This is a genomic window from Rossellomorea vietnamensis, from assembly GCF_001305855.1.
Taxonomy (GTDB): domain Bacteria; phylum Bacillota; class Bacilli; order Bacillales; family Bacillaceae_B; genus Rossellomorea; species Rossellomorea vietnamensis_A.
The window spans coordinates 82,037-95,370 of the sequence record NZ_LIXZ01000002.1 but is presented as its reverse complement, the minus strand read 5'-3'; the positions used below and the strand labels follow the sequence as shown (position 1 = coordinate 95,370).

General features: G+C 44.8%; 14 protein-coding genes. All 14 read left to right on the top strand.

The window, feature by feature from the left end:
* The first annotated feature begins 18 nt into the window (after positions 1–18).
* The 14 genes from AM506_RS03530 to AM506_RS03460 all read left to right on the top strand — a co-directional run bounded on the left by AM506_RS03530 (position 19) and on the right by AM506_RS03460 (position 13,324).
* On the top strand, positions 19–1,407 hold the full coding sequence (locus tag AM506_RS03530; RefSeq protein ID WP_060670887.1) for a G5 domain-containing protein: 1,389 nt from the start codon (positions 19–21) through the stop codon (positions 1,405–1,407).
* A 21-nt stretch (positions 1,408–1,428) separates the two neighbouring features.
* The gene (locus tag AM506_RS03525; protein WP_060670885.1) at positions 1,429–3,090 is read left to right on the top strand and encodes a GspE/PulE family protein; all 1,662 of its coding nucleotides are present in this window, start codon (positions 1,429–1,431) and stop codon (positions 3,088–3,090) included.
* A gap of 9 nt (positions 3,091–3,099) precedes the next feature.
* Positions 3,100–4,143 (top strand): type IV pilus twitching motility protein PilT, encoded by a 1,044-nt coding sequence (locus tag AM506_RS03520; protein WP_060670884.1) that lies wholly within the window; start codon positions 3,100–3,102, stop codon positions 4,141–4,143.
* Complete coding sequence (locus tag AM506_RS03515; protein ID WP_060670882.1) at positions 4,144–5,355, top strand: type II secretion system F family protein; 1,212 nt, start codon at positions 4,144–4,146, stop codon at positions 5,353–5,355.
* Between the two features lie 110 nt (positions 5,356–5,465).
* Positions 5,466–5,933, top strand: coding sequence for a type II secretion system protein (locus AM506_RS03510; RefSeq protein ID WP_060670880.1), 468 nt, complete (start codon positions 5,466–5,468; stop codon positions 5,931–5,933).
* 15 nt (positions 5,934–5,948) lie between these two features.
* Complete coding sequence (locus AM506_RS03505) at positions 5,949–6,692, top strand: prepilin peptidase (RefSeq protein WP_060670878.1); 744 nt, start codon at positions 5,949–5,951, stop codon at positions 6,690–6,692.
* A gap of 15 nt (positions 6,693–6,707) precedes the next feature.
* The gene (pilM, locus tag AM506_RS03500) at positions 6,708–7,670 is read left to right on the top strand and encodes a type IV pilus biogenesis protein PilM (RefSeq protein ID WP_060670876.1); all 963 of its coding nucleotides are present in this window, start codon (positions 6,708–6,710) and stop codon (positions 7,668–7,670) included.
* Positions 7,671–8,288: a PilN domain-containing protein gene (locus AM506_RS03495; protein ID WP_060670874.1), complete on the top strand. Its 618-nt coding sequence runs from the start codon at positions 7,671–7,673 to the stop codon at positions 8,286–8,288.
* Positions 8,285–9,067 (top strand): hypothetical protein, encoded by a 783-nt coding sequence (locus AM506_RS03490; protein WP_060670872.1) that lies wholly within the window; start codon positions 8,285–8,287, stop codon positions 9,065–9,067. Before AM506_RS03495 ends, AM506_RS03490 begins: the two co-directional genes overlap by 4 nt.
* Complete coding sequence (locus AM506_RS03485; protein ID WP_160316842.1) at positions 9,067–9,504, top strand: type II secretion system protein; 438 nt, start codon at positions 9,067–9,069, stop codon at positions 9,502–9,504. Before AM506_RS03490 ends, AM506_RS03485 begins: the two co-directional genes overlap by 1 nt.
* A gap of 100 nt (positions 9,505–9,604) precedes the next feature.
* A complete protein-coding gene (locus AM506_RS03480; RefSeq protein ID WP_060670869.1) occupies positions 9,605–10,579 on the top strand; it encodes an SPOR domain-containing protein in 975 nt (324 codons plus the stop codon).
* Positions 10,580–10,751: 172 nt separating this feature from the next.
* Positions 10,752–11,324 carry a Maf family protein gene (locus tag AM506_RS03470; RefSeq protein ID WP_060670865.1) on the top strand — a complete coding sequence of 191 codons (573 nt, stop codon included), beginning with the start codon at positions 10,752–10,754 and terminating at the stop codon, positions 11,322–11,324.
* 28 nt (positions 11,325–11,352) lie between these two features.
* The gene (gene radC, locus AM506_RS03465; protein WP_327205514.1) at positions 11,353–12,063 is read left to right on the top strand and encodes a RadC family protein; all 711 of its coding nucleotides are present in this window, start codon (positions 11,353–11,355) and stop codon (positions 12,061–12,063) included.
* Between the two features lie 253 nt (positions 12,064–12,316).
* Positions 12,317–13,324 carry a rod shape-determining protein gene (locus AM506_RS03460; protein WP_060670864.1) on the top strand — a complete coding sequence of 336 codons (1,008 nt, stop codon included), beginning with the start codon at positions 12,317–12,319 and terminating at the stop codon, positions 13,322–13,324.
* Positions 13,325–13,334 lie beyond the last annotated feature (10 nt).

Here is a 13,334-nt window from a genome sequence, read left to right as displayed (position 1 = left end):
CAGGAAGGAGCGCCTGATGTGAAAAAAGGTCTGCTTGTAAAGTTGATGGCCGTTTTATTCTTTTCTACGTTTTTTCTGTATGGATCTTCTCATTTAGGCGTTTATGCTTATGAATCGCTCTTCGTTCAGTCACTCAATCTATCAAAACATGCAGCTCTTGCATCTGTTAATCTGGGTGGAGCAAACAAAGAAGAAGCCGCGAAGATACTGGAAGGGAAAATAGTGGAGTGGCAAGGGAATCAAAACATCATGCTTGAATTCAATGGGGAGAGTGCAAGGATCGATTCAGCACTCTTTCAATTCCATTTGGAAGAAAGTATTGAAAAACTAGATGAAAATGAAAATACGAGTCTAGTGGTTACCTTGGATGATCAAGCGTTGGATACATTCCTATCAGATCATTTCCCTGACTACAGCTCTGGTGACATAAACCCGGCTTCTTTAAAGGAGTATATCCTTTCTTTGGCGGGAAATCTCAACAAAGGCGAGACCATTGACGTATACGATTATATCGATAAAAATGCATCGACAAAGATTTTATTTGAAGCTGTATCCAATGAATTAAAAGTCACACCGACGATCAAGAGCTTCATAGAAAACTTTCCCTCCATTCTCATTGCACCCAATTCTCAGTTTTCTTTTTCGGACTTTCTGGAAACGGAAGGGTTTGTAGTTGAATCACAGGCGGACTTAAGTCCGGTTGCATCATTACTCTATCAGATCACTTTGCATTCCAACTTTTCCATCATAGAACGGAATCTAAGTAAAGAGCTTCCGGATTATGTGACCCTGGGCTTTGAAGCGAAATTCAATCCGATGAATAATCAGGACTTTGTCATCACGAATCCGAATTCAACGGGTTATGAGCTGAAGCTTGCCATTCAAAATAATAGAATCAAGGCTCAGCTCCAGGGAATTCCATTTCCAAACTCTTATAATGTCCGATTATCTGAAAAAGAAACATTTCCTCCCCGTGTGATAAAGCAATTTAGTCCTTTTGTTGAAAAAGGGAGCGTCGATGTTCAGCAAGCAGGGAAAGACGGGGTCTTGATCCGGGTCTACAAACAAAAACTGAGCACTTCAGGAGAAATCCTTTCAGAAGAACTGATCAATGAAGATTTTTACGCACCTCAGAATAAAGTTGAGGTATATCCGTTGCAGGAAGTACAGGAAGCAGCACCGAGTGAAACATTTGATAATGTGTCGAATGGAGCGGACGAGGTAGACGGGGAAGTAACAACGCAGGATGATTCGAATGATACTGAAGTGGAAGGTACGTCCTCCCAGAGTGAAGAAGCTAATACGAAAACTTCTACTGAGCAGGAAAGTGGGGACCCTTCCAAACAAGATTCTTCAAAGACACCGTCTGACGAAAAATCAAAACAGCAGAAAAAAGATTTTAAATAAGGCTTAAAAGCGGGTGATAAGGTGACCACCATTAGAAAAAGGCTGGGAGACCTGCTGGTAAATGCAGGGATCATATCTGAATCCCAGTTGCAGGATACCCTGAAAGATAAAGCCAAGGGGCAAAAGTTAGGTGATGCACTGCTTCAAAGAGGATATATTACGGAACAGCAGTTGATAGAAGTGTTGGAATTTCAATTGGGGATTCCACATGTCAGCTTATATCGGTATCCCTTTGAAACGAATTTATTCCATCTCATCCCCAAAGAGTCCGCGAAAAGGAACCTGATGATCCCTCTTAAAAAAGAAGGGGACAAGCTATTTGTCGCGATGAGTGATCCTTTAGATTTTTATGCCATCGAAGACCTCCGTCTTGCTACGGGCTTTCAGATTGAAACAGCGATTGCGACGAAGGATGATATCCTGAAGGTCATCAATAAATTCTATGACCTGGAAGATGGATTTGAAGATCTCTTTCAAGAGAATAGGAATCAAAATAATGTGGAAGAAGATACGGTGGTGGATTCCGATTCACCCATCGTTCGCTTAGTGAACGGGATTCTTTCGAATGCTGTTACACAAAAAGCAAGTGACATACATATCGACCCCCAGGAAACGAAAGTGGCCATCCGTTACAGGGTGGACGGTATCTTAAGAACCGAAAGAAATCTTCCGAAGCATATGCAAAGCATGTTGATTGCACGCCTTAAAATCATGGCAAACCTCGACATCACCGAATTCAGGGTGCCTCAGGATGGACGGATCAAGGTGAATATCGACTTTCATCCGATCGATCTGCGTGTGTCGACTTTACCGACGGTTTACGGGGAAAAAATTGTCCTGAGGATCCTTGATTTAGGTTCCAGCTTGAATGACCTCGCAAAACTGGGGTTTAACAAGGTGAATCAGCAGAGGTTCATGAAAATGATCCAGCAGCCGACAGGGATTGTCCTCATAACAGGACCAACCGGTTCAGGGAAGTCTTCTACTTTATATGCCGCTTTGAATCACCTTAATAGTGAAGAAGTGAACATCATTACAATTGAAGATCCCGTTGAGTATCAGCTGGAAGGGATCAACCAGATCGGTGTGAATCAAAATGTCGGATTGACCTTTTCGAAGGGACTCCGGGCCATTTTACGTCAAGACCCGAACATCATCATGGTCGGGGAAATTCGTGATAGGGAAACGGTGGAAGTGTCCATCCGGGCTTCCTTGACCGGCCACCTCGTCCTGAGCACCATCCATACCAATGACTCCATAAGTACAGTGACGAGGCTACTTGATATGGGAGTCGAGCCGTTTTTAGTGGCTTCTTCACTGAGTGGAGTGGTGGCTCAACGGTTGATCAGGAAGGTGTGCCGGGACTGTAAGCAGGAAATGCCCGCTACCAAGCGGGAAGTGGAGATATTCGCCAAAAGAGGGATGAAGATCGAAACGATCACGAGGGGGAGAGGCTGCTCTTCCTGCAATATGACTGGATACAAAGGGCGGATTGCCATTCATGAAGTCCTGGTCATGAATGATGAAATGAAGAAGGTCATCCTGAACAATGAACCTTTTTCGAAGCTCAGGGAGCATGCTGTCCGAAATAAAACCATCTTCCTCGTTGATGACGGTTTGCTGAAAGTAAAACAGGGATTGACCACGACCGAAGAAGTATTACGAGTAGCAATATCAGAGTAGGTGAATGAATTGAAGGAAAAAGTTGATTATCTCCTTAAGTCTGCTTACGAGCTGGGAGCGTCCGATATCCACCTGACAGTGGGGTCGCCCCCCATCTTCCGCATTCATGGGGATTTGAAAAGATACGGTAAAGAGAATCTCCTGCCGGACCATACGGAACTAATGGCGAAGGCCATCATTTCCGAGACGATGTATCCTTCTTTTGAAGAAATGGGTGAGCTGGATTTTTCTTATGGAATACCCGGTGTGTCAAGGTTCAGGATAAATGCATTTAAACAGCGGTCATGTGTATCGTTGGCGATACGTGTCATACCGACTTCCATCCCAACAATGGAAGACTTGTTCCTTCCACATGCATTGAAGACCATTGCGGAAAAACCACAGGGACTTTTCCTCGTAACAGGACCCACGGGGAGCGGAAAGTCGACCACACTCGCATCCATCGTCGATTATATGAACCGGAAAATGAGGAAGCATATCATCACCCTCGAAGATCCAATCGAGTACCTGCACAAACATGGAGCGTCCATCATTGATCAGCGGGAAGTAGGGTTTGATACCAGATCATTTTCAAAAGGGCTGAGAAGTGCTCTGAGGCAGGATCCGGATATCATTCTTGTAGGGGAGATGCGGGACCTGGAGACCATCCATACAGCCATCACGGCAGCGGAAACCGGTCACCTTGTACTCGCCACCCTTCATACATCCAGTGCTCCTGCCACCATCGAGCGGATTGTAGATGTCTTCCCTCCTGAGCAACAGTCGCAAATCCGAGTGCAGTTGGCATCGGTCCTTGTCGGAATTCTTTCCCAAAGGCTGTTTGCCACGGTTGATAAAAAAGGGAGAAGGGCCGCGACGGAGCTCCTGATGAATAATGCGGCAATCGCCAATCTGATTCGTTCAGAAAAAGTCCATCAAATTCAAAATGTCATGCAGACGTCGAAAAACTCAGGCATGCACATCATGAGCGACAGTGTGATGAAGCTTTATGTAAGTGGCATCATATCAAAGGAAATGGCGTTTCCTTACAGCAGAGAGGAGATTCCTCAATAGATGGCACGTTATAAGTACACAGGCAGGGACCAAAAAGGGAAGAAATCGGGAATCATCACGGCTTCATCCAAGAAGGATGCACTAATTCAATTGAAAAAGCAGGAAATAAGGGTCATAGACATCCTTGAGATGCCTGAAACCCTCATGACGAAAGACATCACGATAGGTAATCCTGTGAAATTACAGCATCTTGTCATCTTCCTGCGGCAGTTTGCTACCCTTCTTCAAGCCGGAGTCACGGTCGTTGATGCCACACATATTCTATCCGAGCAGACAGAGAGCAAGGCACTCGGCAAAGCCTTAAAGGAAATCGAGGATGAACTCAGGGACGGAAATCCTTTATCGGAAGCCTTTTCCCGGCACAAGAAAATCTTTGAGCCGCTCCTGATCAATATGATGAAGGCAGGAGAAGCATCAGGGAGCCTGGATGAGACGCTGGAAGGACTCGCCACTCATTATGAAAAGCAGCATACCACCAGACAGAAAATCGTATCGGCACTCGCTTATCCGATGGTGGTCGGGGTCATCGCCATTGGGGTAGTCATCTTCTTATTGGCGGCCGTTGTGCCGACATTCGTGAATATGTTGAATGATTTCGGTGGCGAACTTCCTGCCATCACCCAGTTTGTCATTGCATCAAGTGAATTTATGCAGAAATTTTGGTACCTCATCATTTTGTTCTTTGTATTCATTGCGGTCACCCTGTCCATATTAAGAAAAGACAAGCGATCGAAATATTATCTCGACTACGCCATTCTCAGGTTACCGATTTTCGGGAAGATGCTGCAGAAAGCGGTGCTCGCGAGAATGACGAGAACGTTAAGTTCCTTGTTTTCAAGCTCTGTCCCCATCTTGCAGGCATTGTCCATAGTGGAAAAAGTGGTGGAGAACGAAGTGGTGGCACGGGTGATCGGCGAATCGCGGAGATCATTGGAGAAAGGGACATCCCTGACGGACCCAATGAAACGGCATTGGGCTTTCCCTCCACTGGTGACCCAGATGATCGCCATAGGGGAAGAAACAGGTTCCCTGGATTCGATGCTTGCAAAGGTTGCGGACTTCTATGAAAAGGAAGTGGAAAGTGCAACGGACCGTCTGAAATCATTGATCGAGCCCCTTATGATCGTCATGCTTGCCGGGCTGGTCGGAACCATCGTGACTTCAATACTAGTTCCGATGTTCGAAATCTTCAACAGTGTTCAGAACTATTAGAAAATACCTAGTATTTTACAAAATATATGATTTTTTTGTCGATTGATTGTTGTATACTAGTACTAGATTACTAGTTTTTGCAAAAAGATCATTAAACAGGAGGAATTACCATGTTAAAGAAAATCGGTCAAAGATTGAAAAATGAGCGCGGATTGACGCTTATCGAGTTACTTGCAGTTGTTGTCATTTTAGGGATTATTGCGGCGATTGCGATCCCCAGTATTGGTGGGTTGATTAATAACTCGAAGAAGGATGCTCATATTGCGAATGCTCAGCAGATGGTGAGTGGGGCTAGATTGGCTGTAACAGCTGATGCTAGCACAACAGGGGAAGTTAGCATGGATGATTTAATAAAAAATGGTTATATTGAAGAGTTTGATAACCCTTCTGATAGTGCTGGTTATGATAAAACTAAAAGTGTTGTTACAATTACCAAGAATGGGACTTCAGGAAACTATACTTATGCAGTAACATTAGTAGCTAAAAATGGTGGTGAACACTTGAATGGCGATCCTGACAAAATTAAGAGGGATGCCGTTAATTTAAAACCAGCAGAAGCCAAAGCAGATCCTGAGTAAAAACAGGTAATTAGTATGGAGATTCTAATTTCAGCCTACGGTCTCCTCCTAGGCTCCTTCTACAACGTAGTAGGCCTGCGGATACCGCTCAAAAAATCAATCGTCAAACCAAGATCAGCCTGCCCGTACTGCCAGCATACGCTCACAGCCTGGGAACTGATCCCGGTAGTATCCTATATCATTCAAGGAGGAAAATGCGCTCAGTGTAAAGGGCGCATTTCTCCTCTTTATCCGTTAATGGAATTATCAACTGGACTACTATTTTTACTATCTTATACAGTGTTTGGCTTTCAGCCTGAGCTGATTGTCGCTCTAACCCTTGTTTCCCTGTTCATGATCATTTCGGTCAGTGACCTGAAATATATGGTCATCCCCGATAAAGTGCTGTTGTTTTTTTCGGTCCTGTTTATCATTGAACGCATCTTCATCCCGTTAAACCCCTGGTGGGACAGCATAGCTGGCGCACTCACAGGCTTTTGCCTGCTCCTCCTGATTGCCATCATCAGCAAGGGCGGAATGGGAGGCGGCGATATCAAGTTGTTTGCTGTCATCGGCTTTGTCGTGGGAGTCAAGGTGATGCTGTTTTCCTTTTTCCTCGCAACGCTTTTTGGGGCGATAGCCGGTATTAGCGGCCTGATTCTCGGTGTTTTCAAAAAAGGACAGCCCATCGCGTTCGGTCCATATATCGTACAGGGAACTCTCGCGGCATATTTCTATCATCAGCCAATCCTGGATTGGTATTTTTCTTTATATAGCTAAAAGGGGTCATTCACGATGTTATCACGTCTCTTCAATAAGAATAAAAATAAAATCAATATCGTCATCAGTGATCAATGGATTCGGTTTGTCGAATTGAAATCTGTTTCTCCTTTACATATCCATCATTTTGGAGAGAAGCGTATAGCAGACGGGATGATTTCCGATGGGAAAATCATCGAAAAAGAAGCGTTTCAAGCCTTTTTGGAAGAGTGTGTCCAAGACTGGAATCTAAAAAAGCGGGAAGTGCAATTCATCGTTCCCAATACTCAGATGATCATCAGGAAAATGACGATTTCTTCTGATATCGAGGACGATGAGGTGAAGAGTCACTTGTTCCTTGAAATCGGGACGAGTATTCATCTCCCTTTTGAGAACCCGGTCTTTGATGTAGTGGTGGTGGGAAATAAAGGGGATAAGAAAGAAATCATCCTTGTGGCAGCGCCGGAAGACATTGTCATGGAGTATCAAAAGATGCTGTCCGATGCCCACTTAAAGCCTGTAGTAGCGGATATCAGTCCCCTTGCCTTTTACCGCTACATCCATTCATTGGATCTGACTCATCGTGAAAACCATGAAATGCTCCTCTATTTTAATCCGTCCAATGTCACCGTATCCATCTTTCATAATCATCAGCCAGTCTTTTTCAGACCGATCAGTTTAAGGGAGGAACGGGAAGTGATGGATGAACGAAGTTATCAAGAAGAGTTTCATTCCCTTCAATTTGATGACGTGATGAAAGAAATAGACAAAGTGATCAGCTTCTACCGGTACACACTGACAAACGATGAAGCAATGATCAATAAAGTATACGTAGCCGGTGACCACCCCATGGTTGGGGAAATCCACACCCTTTTGGCAGACCGGTTTGAGATTGACATCATTAAAGTGCCTTCTGTAGCACGGGACGCCTACACCAATGAAGAACTATCGAGTGAGTTTCTCCTCGCCGTTGGTTTAGGATTAAAAGAGGTGATATAAGTGCTCGTCGACATCAATTTATTACCTCAAAATGAGAAACGCAGCCGCCAGTGGCTGTATGTGGTGATCGGTGTTCTGTCTGTAGGGATCCTTGCTCTTACCATAGTATTTATCCTTGCCGGGAATATCGGAAAAGATGTGGATGCCCTGACGGCGGAACTTCAGAGTACAAAACAGCTGAGGGCAGAAAAAGAACAGAGCATCTCTAACTTTGAATCTTCTGATGCGTGGGTTCAATTGGAGGGTGCAGTGAGGTGGGTCGAAAGCTATCCCATTGATACTGTACCGGTACTGGATCACCTTGTGGAACTGCTTCCGGAACGCGGGTTCTTAAAGGAGTTCACTTATGCTGAAGATGGGAGTATCCAACTTTCGATTCAATTCGATACAAGCAGTGAAGCGGCCTATTATTTAACTCATTTGAAAGATTCCAAGTACATTCAAGATGTAAAACTATCATCTCTTGCCACTGAATCCGTCATGGAGAATGAACAATCAGCTGTTAATGCAGAACCCGTATTGCCAAGGTACATCGGTCAATATGAAGTCATATTAAATAGAGATAATATCAAAAAGATCGAAGCAGAATCCGATGAGCAGGGAGGCGATTCGGAATGAACGTTCAATTCGATAAAAAAGAGTGGTTTCTGATTGGAACATCCACCATTCTAGTATTATTTCTTATCTTTGGTGGTGTTTGGTTTTTCTACTTACCGGTGAAGAATCAAAAAGAAAGTCTACAAAATGAAATCCGAACGGAAACCCAGTTGATAAAAGCATTGGACTCCAAAATTGGCTCCATCAAACAGGATTCATTTGAAAACTCGAGTTCCCTTCAACAAAAAGTTCCGGTGAAACCCCTGACGCAGCAGCTGCTTATAGACCTGCAGAAGGCGGAAATCGTCTCTGACAGTTTCATTACAAACATCGAATTTACTGATGGAGCGGTGGCGCTGCCTGTAACCGGTGAAACAACCGGCACGTCCATTGAAGAGCCGGTTGAAACCAATGCCGGTGAACCGACAGACAGTCCCGAAGCACGGGCAAATGCCCTTCCGCAAGGCCTGCAAAAGTTGACAGCCACCATGTCTGTTGAAGCAAAGAGCTATTTTGAAATAGAAGAGTTCATCAAGAAACTGGAAGAACTGCACCGCATCGTAGAGGTTGAACAAATTTCTTTCAGCGGACCACCGGAAATACAGCAATATCAAGATGAAGTCGACAACATTCAATTGAATATCGTCGTTTCCGCCTTTTATTTGCCCGGTTTAGTAGAGTTAGAAAAAGAGCTGCCAAAGCTTGATGCTCCTGTACCATCAAACAAGAAAAACCCTTTTCAGCAGTTCCCTGAACAAAAATCAGAAGTACAAGATACTAATGTAAGGTCTGATGAATGATGACTGAAAATGAAAGAGGATACACCCTTGTCGAATTACTGGCTGTGATTGTCATACTCGGAATCATCGCCGTCATCGCTGTCTTGGCGATAAATACGATCATTGAAAAATCCAAGCAGCAGGCATTTGTCGCAAATGCCCTTACCATGAAAAGTTCTGCTGAGTATTATGCAAAAGACGCCATGCTTCAGGAGCGGCAAGTCAATAAGGTAACCTATAAAGAATTGGTCGAAGCGAACCTCATCGAACCGATCCTCGATCCCCATTCCAAGACGGTCATGCCACCGGATGATGAATCTTATGTTTTAGCAGATGGTGAAAATGTCTTATCCATTTGTTTAATAGGGGACGAGTACAATCTTTGTACAAATGATAGTGGAGAGAGGGAAGAAATCCGGTTTTCCACCCTATCGATCCAATCCCTGAAGAAAAACTAAAAAATTTGACGAAAACCTATTAGGACAAGACGACAAAAGTCTTGTTCTTTTTTTTATGGGATGTGATAGGATGGAAAAAAATAGATGAAGGAGGGTGGCGATGATGGGCGATCGTGGGAAAAACGACAAAAAGATTTCTATTAAAATCAATGGGGAAAAAACGAAGTTCGATGAAGATCTTCTTGTGTACGATTGGAAGTTGGGGGAGTCGGAAACAGCTGCCGGGGAAGAGGCGAAGGATGATGGTTTTGATTGGATCCTTCCCGATGAAGAAGCCGAGCCTCCACAGGAATATAAAAAAATCCATTATGTGTCTGGAAGTAAGAAGAAGAAAAAAACGTTCATTAACCCGTTTCAGGACTCGGTCAACCTGATCATGTCTTTGATTGGGGCGATTGTTGTGGGGGCGGTCCTTGGTTTCGGGACCCTTAAGGTGATCACGACGACGGATGGACCGTCTAAACCTGCCGCTACGCTGCAGGATACCACAACGGCAGAGACGGATGGTCAACAGGCCGTTTCCGCCGTGGAATTAAAGGACTTCTCCACCTCCATCGTTCAGGGTGGCGTGTATTCGACCGAGGAACCATTAAAAGCCATGAAGGATGGTTTGAAATCAAAAGGCCTTTCTAGTGCAAGTGTAGAGAAAGACGGGCAATTCTATTTAGTACTGGGGGTTTCCGGGGATTTGGAAACGGCAAAGGCCCTTGGGGGAACACTGAAAGATCAAGGGGCGGACGTATACGCCAAGGATTTTGTGATTGGATCGAAGGGTATCAATGCATCGAAAGAAGAAAAAACGTTCCTGGAAAAAGGGAATGCCCTCTTCAGCAACATAGCCCGGGTAAGCAGCAGTGGAATGGCCGGGGGGGCTTCGGATGAAGCTACAATCAAAGCGATTCAATCCGGAGTAAAGGAACTGGAAGGAATCAAGGTCGGTCAGGAGTCCATCGCATCCATGAAGCAATCCCTGGTGGAGGCAGGCAATCTCGCAGCAGCGATGAAAACGCCTGAAGAAGCACAAAAAGTTCAAGGGGAGCTATTATCTTATCTTCAACTGTATAGCGGGTTATAATTTCGACTGAATTAGACTATTTTCTAGGAAATAATGGTTTAAGAGCTCCCTCGGTACGCGGGATTCTTCCCTTGACGCGTCCTGAGGCAGCTCTATTTTCACTTGTTTACTATGATGGGATTTGGTAGTATATTCTTGTATCTCCCAATTACCCTGAAAGGAATGGTATGGTGTGTCCAACCTCATACTTGCTTCACAATCCCCCCGACGAAAAGAGCTTCTCCAACAAATCCAACTCTCTTTTTCCATTATGGGCTCAAGCGTTGATGAAACCTTTTCTTCTGATTTATTGCCCCATGAAGTCGTCATGTATCTCGCAAGGAAAAAAGCAATGGTAATATCGAATCAACACCCCACTCACTATGTGATCGGTTCAGACACAGTCGTCACCAAGGATGGGAAGATCCTTGGAAAGCCGGGATCAAGTGAAGAAGCGAAAGAGATGCTCAGTATGCTTTCCGGTTCTTCCCATGAGGTTTACACAGGTGTTGCGATCCTCCATGGTGAGGAAGAGAAACTCTTTTATGAAAAAACAGATGTTACGTTTTGGGAGTTAACCTCTAAAGAGATTGATGACTATATCGCAACAGAAGAACCTTTTGATAAAGCAGGATCATACGGGATCCAGGGAATTGGCGCGAAATTCGTCAAGGAAATCAAGGGCGATTATTTCTCCGTCGTCGGCCTCCCGATCTCCCGGGTGAATCGTGTTTTACTCGAAATGGGCTATCTTCAATCAGAATGACTCCTTCACGTAAGAATAGGAGGAACCCATGGTAAAAACAATGCAAAAGCAGGAAGAGAATCGGCTGATGATCAGGGATTTTCCCCAGGATGAGAGACCGAGGGAAAGGATGATTCAAAGCGGAGCAGCAAGTCTGTCCAACCAGGAGCTGCTCGCAATTTTACTCCGGACAGGAACAAAATCCGAGTCCGTTCTTCAATTATCCAACAGACTCTTAAATGAATTCGACGGATTGAATCTATTAAAAGATGCGTCCCTGGAAGAGATCACAAAAACGAAAGGGATCGGTCTTGCCAAGGCGGTCCAGATCATGGCCGCGGTGGAATTCGGCCGGCGCATCAGCAATCTCGCCTTTGATGACAGATACTCGATCCGTTCCCCTGAAGACGGGGCCAACTATGTCATGAATGACATGAGGTTTTTGGCCCAGGAGCATTTTGTCTGCTTATACCTCAACACTAAGAATCAAGTTCTCCACAAGCAAACCATCTTTATCGGAAGCCTCAACGCCTCCATCGTACACCCCAGGGAAGTGTTTAAAGAAGCCTTTCGCCGCTCCGCCGCATCCATCATTTGCATCCATAACCATCCATCGGGAGATCCGACTCCGAGCAGGGAAGACATAGAAGTGACAAAAAGATTGGTGGAATGCGGTCGGATCATTGGTATTGATATACTCGATCATCTTATAATAGGGGAGAAGAAGTTTATCAGTTTAAAGGAAAAAGGGTATTTATGACACTATGATTTTTTTCCTGGTTACGATATAATAAAGCTTATGATTTTTACAAACAATATCGTGATTCAATATAACGCGGGCTTACTGAAATAAGAGAGTCATTCTACAAGGAATGAGTCTTTTCGTTATGCATGAACGAAGCATTATTGTGACGAAAATTAAGAGGTAGAGAGTGATTGGACAACTCTCCTATGAAAACACATAAACCTTTATAAAAACCAGCCAATTTGTATCAGAAAGGGAGATACCATTCATGTTTGGAACGAAAGATTTAGGGATTGATTTAGGAACTGCTAACACATTGGTGTACGTGAAAGGCAAGGGGATTGTCGTTCGCGAACCTTCTGTTGTGGCACTTCAAACAGATAATAAGCAGATCGTTGCTGTAGGTAATGACGCAAAGAACATGATCGGCCGTACACCGGGGAATGTCGTGGCGCTCCGCCCGATGAAAGATGGAGTCATCGCTGACTATGAAACGACCGCCACGATGATGAAGTATTACATAAAGCAGGCGACACGTAATAAGGGGGCTTTTTCACGAAAGCCTTATGTCATGATTTGTGTACCTTCAGGCATTACAGGGGTTGAGGAAAGAGCGGTCATCGATGCAACAAGGCAAGCAGGGGCACGGGATGCCTACACGATTGAAGAACCTTTCGCAGCAGCGATCGGAGCAAATCTACCTGTATGGGAACCAACAGGAAGCATGGTCGTGGATATCGGTGGAGGAACGACGGAAGTGGCGATCATCTCTTTAGGTGGAATCGTGACAAGTCAGTCGATCCGCGTTGCCGGGGATGAAATGGATGACGCGATCATCAATTATATCCGTAAGACATACAACCTGATGATCGGGGACCGTACGGCGGAAACCATCAAGATGGAAGTGGGCTCTGCAGGGGATTCTGAAGGCATCGAAGCGATGGAGATCCGCGGACGCGACCTTCTCACAGGATTGCCGAAAACGATTGAAGTAACGGCAGTGGAAATTGCATCCGCCCTTCATGATACCGTATACACGATTGTGGACGCCGTAAAAAGTACGCTTGAAAAAACACCGCCGGAACTTGCAGCAGACATCATGGACAGAGGGATTGTACTGACCGGAGGAGGAGCGCTTCTTCGCAACTTGGACAAGGTGATCAGCGATGAAACGAAGATGCCGGTACTTATTGCCGAAGAACCACTGGATTGCGTGGCAATCGGGACAGGTAAAGCCCTTGACCACATTCACTTATTCAAAACAAGAGGAAAATAATAATTGATCA